General features: G+C 44.0%; 8 protein-coding genes. All 8 read right to left on the bottom strand.

What is annotated here, in order from left to right:
• Nucleotides 1-136: 136 nt before the first annotated feature.
• Nucleotides 137-1,195: a glycosyltransferase family 4 protein gene (locus B3D59_RS07720; RefSeq protein ID WP_286818759.1), complete on the bottom strand. Its 1,059-nt coding sequence runs from the start codon at nt 1,193-1,195 to the stop codon at nt 137-139.
• A 26-nt stretch (nt 1,196-1,221) separates the two neighbouring features.
• Complete coding sequence (locus tag B3D59_RS07715; RefSeq protein WP_286818758.1) at nt 1,222-1,659, bottom strand: hypothetical protein; 438 nt, start codon at nt 1,657-1,659, stop codon at nt 1,222-1,224.
• 51 nt (nt 1,660-1,710) lie between these two features.
• Nucleotides 1,711-2,823, bottom strand: a complete 1,113-nt coding sequence (locus B3D59_RS07710) for a phage major capsid protein (RefSeq protein ID WP_286818757.1) — start codon at nt 2,821-2,823, stop codon at nt 1,711-1,713.
• A gap of 18 nt (nt 2,824-2,841) precedes the next feature.
• Nucleotides 2,842-3,687: a hypothetical protein gene (locus B3D59_RS07705; protein WP_286818756.1), complete on the bottom strand. Its 846-nt coding sequence runs from the start codon at nt 3,685-3,687 to the stop codon at nt 2,842-2,844.
• 573 nt (nt 3,688-4,260) lie between these two features.
• Nucleotides 4,261-6,129 (bottom strand): hypothetical protein, encoded by a 1,869-nt coding sequence (locus tag B3D59_RS07700; RefSeq protein WP_286818755.1) that lies wholly within the window; start codon nt 6,127-6,129, stop codon nt 4,261-4,263.
• Complete coding sequence (locus B3D59_RS07695) at nt 6,130-7,578, bottom strand: terminase large subunit domain-containing protein (RefSeq protein WP_286818754.1); 1,449 nt, start codon at nt 7,576-7,578, stop codon at nt 6,130-6,132.
• Nucleotides 7,578-7,883, bottom strand: coding sequence for a hypothetical protein (locus B3D59_RS07690; RefSeq protein ID WP_286818753.1), 306 nt, complete (start codon nt 7,881-7,883; stop codon nt 7,578-7,580). Before B3D59_RS07690 ends, B3D59_RS07695 begins: the two co-directional genes overlap by 1 nt.
• Nucleotides 7,867-8,266, bottom strand: a 400-nt coding sequence (locus B3D59_RS07685; protein ID WP_286818752.1) for a hypothetical protein, incomplete at its 5' end; no start/stop codon positions are given. The genes B3D59_RS07690 and B3D59_RS07685, both read right to left, overlap by 17 nt.

Genomic DNA, 8,266 nt, shown 5'->3' with positions numbered 1-8,266 from the left:
GTGTCGAATTCATTATCCTTCGCCCAGGGCCACGGAGTCTTATTCAAATCCCACACAATATCAGGATCACATGTATCGTATGCGTCAACATTAACAGCGTTTGGGCCTATAAATTTTTGATGTCCACATCCTATATTTAATATACGCGGTTGAGCATACGGTTCCATTTTTCCCCTATCTCTTGCCATGTAAAAAGGTTCTTGGTTTTAGGAGCGTTTTTTATCATTCGTTCATGCTCTCGATCATTTGATAATGTGTCAATTATCGCCCTGCACATTTCAAGGATAAATAAAGGGCCATCATTCAAGATGTGATCGCAGATCCGACCGTTATATTTATCCTGAACCCATTCCTTATCAGCGCCTACCTTGCTGGTAATTACAGGAGTTCCGCATGATAAAGATTGCAAGGTACTGTTTGAACACGTTTCAGCATAATCACTGGGTTTTATCATTAACCCGGATGCACCAATGAAGGTTGAAAGAGACTTTTGGTCTATGACATCGTGAAGCACGATACCAGAATCCCTTACCAATTGGTAGATCCATTCAAACTTGTCTGACTCTCCAGATTCATTAGGATGTAGCGATTTCATGTTCGAAAATGCTATACAACTAACATCCGGTATCTTCTCCTTTACAGAATGAAAAATCATCGGCAGATATTCAAGACCCCTATTTGGTGCGGAAAAATAAATCATGCTTGTCGTCGTTTTGTTCAACGGCTTAAATAGTTCTTTGTCAACTCCATTCGGTATGACAAAATGTCTTCCGATTGTTTTATAATATGCCTTCCAGGTCTCGACTGAATATTGAGACATAAACACAGTCGCAGAAAGCATCTTTGCTATTTCTGGCTTTGTAATCCACCCGCCATGAACCATGTCGTGAACCCAAAGGACTCTATGCTTAGATTTTATCCAACTGAACGCATCTCCATAAAGCTGTCTATTCAGCACCATAAAGTCAAAAGATTGTTTATCCAGCCAATCATACTGGCTTTCGTTAATCCATCTGACACCGTTTATAGTCTCGCCACAAGACTTGGCATCAGACATCACATAACATTCGTGGCCTAATTGTGAAAGAACATTCGGCAGGATATATAAGCTTGAAACCATCCCACCACGGCCCTTATTTTCAAGGTCCTGAAACGACTCAAGCGAAGTCGTTAAGTCGATAAATAAAATTTTCAAGGCCCCTACCTCCTTGAAGTTAGTTGTTACAAAGCTCGGATGAACACCTTTGCAGTCGTATAATGGGCAACCGCAGTAGAGGAAGCAACAGCCTCCATTGCAGCCGCATACGCAACAGCAGACCCGGCAGACCCGGCAGCTTTTCTCTCAAGGCCCCAGTTCGCAGCCAGACCAGCCCCAAGCGCGTCACCGATGACAATCGATACAGAGCTATAGGAAATATAGGCACTTGACCTATACCCATAAACCTGGATCAGACCATAGCCATTATTGGCTATATCGGCATCAGCAACGCCGGCAAACAAGGTAAGGGTAGTGGCGGCGTTCTGAGTAACACGAACGCCATCAGCCGTGGAGGTATCCCACACGCATGAGTAGCCACCGGTAAGGGTCCCACCGGACACGTTTTTAACAACAACAAACACCTTTTCCGCATCGGATCTTGAAGCACTTTTGAACAGCATTTTTAAATCTCCTTTTTTTGCGGAATCCCTATCACTCCAATAGTTAAATAGTTATGCAACGATGGACTGAGATATGCCATACAGTAACCCATGCTTACGCATGTTTTTCACTGTGGCATTACCCATAAACAGAATCTTAGCCGTTTTCACGGTTTGGTTAATAGGATTAAGAAACGGCGTGGTCACAATATCGGTTTCTTTGTCGATCATCAAGTTGTAGAACTTTGTATTGATGAAAAACGCCGTCCCGGTAGCAATGGCCGCAGTACCCGTATAAAGATCGGGAACCACCTCGTCCCAGATACAGGTTGCACCACGCAGTTTAATGGTGTCAAATCCCATATCGGCCATTTTGGTGTTTGAATACCGCACTTTGTCATCAAGGGCATTCTCATATGTTTCAAACGTAAGTTGATTCATAAGCACCAGGTCAGCAGCACCACCACCGCCCCTTGAAGTGAAATTAAGCATTCTTTTCAGGGCAACAGATAAACCTTTGTAGGTTGATACCGAAATGGCAAAAGAATTACCGGTTTCGACTGAACCGTTATTGGCAATGGCTGTATGATGCGCCCACCACGAATAATAGGTTGAAGCGTCAATATTACCTATATTGCCGCCTACCGTCGGGTTTGTCCGATTTGCCTTCCTGAAAAAATACCCAAGTGGAAGAACACCGTATGACCCATCAGAAGCAGTATCGGGAACAAATGTAGCCCCTGATACCGTGCCGAGCACCAAATCATTGTTAAGCTTTTCGCCCATTGTCATTTCTGCAACATCAATTTTACTTTTAAGCAGATCAATGAGCTTGCCCTCCCCTGAGTTTTGCCGTTCCTCTTTTCTGCTGATGGTAATGGAACCGGCAATTTCAGCCCAATTAAAAAAGGCTGTGGTTAAAGAGTCCTGCGGCGTGGTGTCAATAATTGAGTACCCGCCGTGCGTTTTTATGGTATCGTTATCAGCGTACATCAAAGGAACAGTAATCCGTTCCCCGCCATCCTGATAGTCAATACCACCAGACATCCTCAAATATGAGAGGAATGCGTGCTCCTTGAAAATAGTGTCAAATATGCTCTTCTTTCTCGCCATAAGAGTTGTACTGAGCAACTCATCATAATATATGGTTTGATTAGAAGGAGCACCGGAATCGCCAATGGTCATTTTAAAATCTCCTTATTTTCAACCAGGCTTTCTGATCCCCCTACGTTCCAGGTCCTTTTTCGCCCACTCAACTGCTTCGGCAAATGTAGCACCTGGGCCGGGAGGTCCTTCAGTCTGGGTTTGAGTTGTTGTTGAGTTCCCGGATACTTTTGAAGAATGAGCCTTGTCGTTCAACTTTTTCAACGCTTTTTGGACCGCCTTGCTTTCAATCTTACTTTGTGGAACGCTTATCCTGTAGAGTTTTTCAACATCATTGGCTAACGTCGGATGAGTTTTTAAATTCACAATCATATCGTCTTCAAACTCATGCCACGTAGGATCAATATCATTGAGTTGAGATTCAACACTTTTCCTTTTCGATTCCCGCGATTCCCTGGCAACCTCATTTAATGTAGGGGAGATTTTTTCTAAAACGGTTTTTGAAAAAACGTCCATAACCTCACCCCAACTTTTTGGTTCCCAGCTATTCAGGTCGATAGGTTGTTCTTGACGTGATTGTTCATCCTTCTGAATCTTGATCCCATATTGTTTCGCCAATTTTTCGATTGTCCCAGCAGGATCACGTTCAAACTCGTTGTAAGCTTCAAGCTTTTGCTTCTGCGTGCTGATGCTCTGCATTTTTTTAGTCCATGCAGATTGCATTTGCTTGTAAGCGGCCTTCAGTTCGGGCTTGTCTTCAATGTCTTTCGGGTCGAAAAAGGTGTCTTCATCTTGGGGTCCTTGCTCGGTTATCCCTTGACTAGCCTGTGGTTGTCCCTCTGTCACATTTGGGGCGGTTTCGGTTGTCTGCTGCTGTGCAGCAACAGTTCCTTCGTCCGCTTGTCCTTCTGTGCTTTGGGTTCCTGTGCTATCACCTAATGTCATAAATTATGTCTCCTTTCTTGGTCTTCCTCGTTTTGTTGATGGTTCTTTGTCAATATTACTCATATCCCGTATCGTTTCTTGGATAACTTGGATACATGACTCACAAAGGTCAAATTTTTCGTCTGTTCGCTCAAATATAATGGCATCCGACGCAATCCTTGAATCACCCTTCCCAAAACATCTGTCACAAATCCTAGCCATTATACCCACGCCTCCCCATAAGGTTTGGGAGAAGAATACTTGTCCGTCACCCCTTGCTTTCTCATTTCTTCTCGTCGCTGCGCGTTAGTATTGATATAGCAACAAAGATTTTCGTCATAATAACCATGGGCCCCTGCCGCCCCCATGCAGATCCCGAACTGCCCGTGCAGTTTCCTTGTCATTATTCCATCTATGCACTTTGGACATTTTATTTCCGTATTATCAGGATGCTCTTTCCGATTAATCTCTTCAAATTCACAAGATTTGCATTTATAGTCGTAGTATGGAATTTTAATCACCTCCTATAAATTACGGATGACTTCACCTGCGATGTAAAAAATAATAGCACAAAATATAATTTCAGCTAACATGCTATCCTTCCGCCCCTCCGGTTTGCATCAATGATTGTAGCCCGCCAACTTGTCCGCCCTGGTCGCTCTGCGGCCTCGTTTCCCCTACCCCAGCTTGTGATCCGGGATTGCCCGGCATCGGTAATTGTCCAGACATCATCTTGATGCCGATTTGCCTCAACTCCTCCAACATAGCCTTATCATCAATATGATGTAGCTCAGACATCTTTTTAAGTGTTCTGTTGCTCAAAAGCAGTTGAGGAAAAGCAGCAAGCAATTGCAAGAATGCCATCCAGCTTGATCTTTCCATTTGGGGCAATTTTGGTAGTGTGGACCCAACGTCAACGCTGTACTCATATTCACCAGGGATATCCTCGTAATCATCCGGCTTTATTATTGCCCAATACTCACCCTCTGGACCTGAAATCTTAATGGCTTCATCTTTTGTAATATGAGTTTGAACCAACATATCCAGTTTACGCGCAACCTCTGTAATCCAATCTATAACCATTGAAAGTGCATCACCTTCTTTGACTTCAAGCCGTCTGTCCAGGATTCCCGCTTGCGTGGCGGAGTCCGCCCCCGCTATCCCCCTAGCCTCATCCGTCGAACCGCCGCCAACCTCTATAAGGTCCCTGCCAATAATGGCTAATTCCTGGATGGTCGTTTGTTGATCAAGGGGCGCGTCCTTGATCGGGGTGACACAATCTTCCGACCCTGTTTTCCTGATAATTGCACCATCGTCCCCAGATTCCAGCTTGCTGATCTCCATGTCAGGATCTTCAAATCTGGTTATATCCACCTCATATTTTCGATTAAACCGTTTCCGATGTGTCACCATCCTTGATCGAGTAAGGCAATATTCTTTTTGACAGTCAAGCATCTGGCTGACAGGTGGGATCGGATATGGTGAGTCATCCCGTTGGGTGAAAGTCAAATATGCGTAGGGATGCTTTTCTATCCCCTTTGGGAGATCTTCTTCGTCGATTAACGGAATATCAGCACCATCGGCAACAACCAGCCATTTATTTTTTTTGAGATTATAAATTTCGTAATAACAAACCACTTTGGGGACCACTTTTTCTTGTTGGTTTTTCGGGATGTCCCGCTCTGTAGGGCCTTTTATATCCCCGCCCTTTTTCCTATCTTCTCGCTGGCGGTCAGCATCGTCTTTTGTTTCACCACCCTTTTTTTCCAAACTCTTAACTGCTTTTTTGTCGAAACGAGGATCATCTTTCACCTCCTCGTATGGTTTCCTGATTATCTGGCATACCCAGTCCCATTCTTCTTCCAATGTCCCGGAGTCTTCACCAAAAAGAAAGTCATCAGGATGGACCCTTGACACCATATACCGTTCATTCACCGGGATATATTCAGGGTATGTCATAACCTGGTTGTCATCCCCTATCATTGGAGATCCAGATTCATCCGTTATGTCTTGCCCGGCCTGGGGATGTGGCCTTTCGTCTGCCATGTAGTAAACTTTCAACACACCGTACATAAAATGCGCATCAAATATGCCGAGACGTGCCTTTTGCTTTAATTTCATTTCGTCTTTGAGATAATTCAAGTATGACTGTCTGATTTTTGCCTTCATGTCATAAAGTTGTATTTTCGCAGGATCAGGATTAAATGACCTCTTAATATTCATATAAAAATACGGGTCTGTTGAGTACAGACTCGGAAGCTGCGACTTTAAATGGCTGTAAATCTTATTAATTGTTATCCATTCATTTTGTGGATAACCTGGGTTTTGAACTCCGTCAAAGTATTCTCTTGCAAGATCAACCCTGAATCTTTCGCGCCACTTCTTACGAACTTCTTTGGCCCTTGAAATCTTTTGCTCCCACAATTTTTGCCTATCAAGCTGCTGTTTGCTAAATTTAGCCAATTATCTTACCCTTTCGTACGCTGTTTGAAGTGGTACGCCATGACGTTTTGAATACTGTTTGGCCTTAATCAGCCTGTTCCTTTCGGCAGCAAAAGACCCTTCAGGAACCCGATTTATCATTTTGGGTTTTATCGGCCTGCTCATACAGGCATACCGAAATTCGTCATAAATATGGTCCTCTTGATCGCTGTCAACGTCCTCTGGATTATTCACGTTTTCCCGCAAATCCAGCATAGTGCGCCAAAAGTGCTTATCATCATTGAAACAATAGAACTTATTTGAGACGTTAAGCACTTCACCCGTAACGAAATCAATGTCCTCGTCAAGCTTCAATCGTTTATGGACCTGCTGTCGCCCAAGAATCCGGTTGTTATCAGCCTTGAGAAAATAAAGCCCCTCTTTCCCCATGTCTTCAATGACGCTTGGGCCCAAAACACCACCTTTCAGATGCGTTTTTGACCAACACGCTGGGTCAGCAACACGGAATTTCATTTTAGGCATGTGCATATCACGCTCATAAGCGTAAATCTTTCTTGCTATTTCAATCGGGGTCTCACGCAAGCCAACATCATGAAGGTCTATATCTTCCCTGGTCCCATAGATTGACCCTATCCGCCATAGGCATCCATCAAAATCAAGCGCATGATATCCGATTGAATAAGGTTTCGCGTAGCCCCAATCGAACGACATGAAGTGTTCCCAATCCTTAGGCACTTCAAATCGATTAACACCATGAACACGCATACTTAATTCAGGCAACGCCTGACCTTCGTAAGCGTCCCATAAGCCTTCCATGAGCCGCTTTCTTTCCAGTTCAGGCAAGACCAGGAGGCGCTTAATGTAGTTTGGATCGTTTTCGACTAGAGTTGGGTTATCGGATAACCTTGCAGGGATGAAGCATCTTGATTGACCTGTTTCAGGGTCAACGTATGGCACACCTGGTTGAGATATATCAATAAATCGTTCCTTGAAAAAGGCGTGACCTATGCCACCTGGGTTTGTGGCGCATCTAATCCGCATGGGGATATTAGGGTTTGTGGATCTCACCCTGGAATGTAGGTAGAGATATTGTTTTCCTGTAAATTGAGTGACCTCATCAAAACCAACATAATGGTATTCTTTACCCTGATGATCATACTTGTTATCTTCATACTGCATGTGGCTTAGGTTCACTGTCGCCCCAGACGGAAAATACCATCTATGTTCACTTGCCCTGTATTCACCACCCAATAACGGGTAATACTTCCATGTTCTATCTATGATCTCTTGAAGCTGAGGAAACACCCTCCTGAACAAAACAGCCTTGTAATCTGAAAAATCCACATAGCGCACCGCCTCCATGATGAGACAATCTGTCTTCCCCGGCCCGGCGGCACCACCGAATAAAACTTCAAATTCTCCTCGGCTGCAAAACTCTTCTTGCGCTCCAGGGTGTGGTCTCCAGTCCATTAAGCATAATCTTTATAGTAAATTATTACCTTTCCAGACCCCAATGTTTTACAAAACAATGCACCTTTTGTCGCATGGCCCAACGAAAAATCATCAGACATTGGTTGATCGGCCACACTGCATTCGCCAAAAAATTCAGTGTCGCCATCAGAATCAACACATTCAAATTCATCGGCAACAGTGGCCGGGTTAATCCACAGCCAACTTGTCACCACTATGGGCCTGCTGCAAATCTTGACATCTATTGCTGAAGTGCTGCCTTCCAGGATTATTCGATTTCCCTTGTCCTTAATCGTTAGTGCCATTTTTCTTCCCCTGTATTGGTATCAATTTTGCCGGATCTGATTTTGTCTGAGGTAGGTAAATGCCTGGACCGGACCGATTCACATTAAGCTCCTGCTCTGATTCTTTCACAAGCAATGCCTCATTATAAATTTTGAGCACCGAGGCTTTGGCAACATCAACTACTTTGGGATCATAAATCATGCTTAACATGACTTCCTCTATTGACTTACCGTGTTCTTTTGCAAGCTTGGCAGCAGCTTTGATATATGCCTTTTTTACCTTATCAGAGTATATTCGTGTTTTTTTCTTCCTTCCTGAGCCTTCTCTTGCTCCGCCTCTGTTTTCTTTCTTCATACATCCCCTGTTGTTTTCAAAATTTGCGAAAGCTCGGGCCTGCGGGAGG

Source organism: Desulfobacter sp. UBA2225, from assembly GCF_002348205.1.
GTDB classification, from domain to species: Bacteria; Desulfobacterota; Desulfobacteria; order Desulfobacterales; family Desulfobacteraceae; genus Desulfobacter; species Desulfobacter postgatei.
This window is presented reverse-complemented; position numbering and strand designations above follow the sequence as displayed.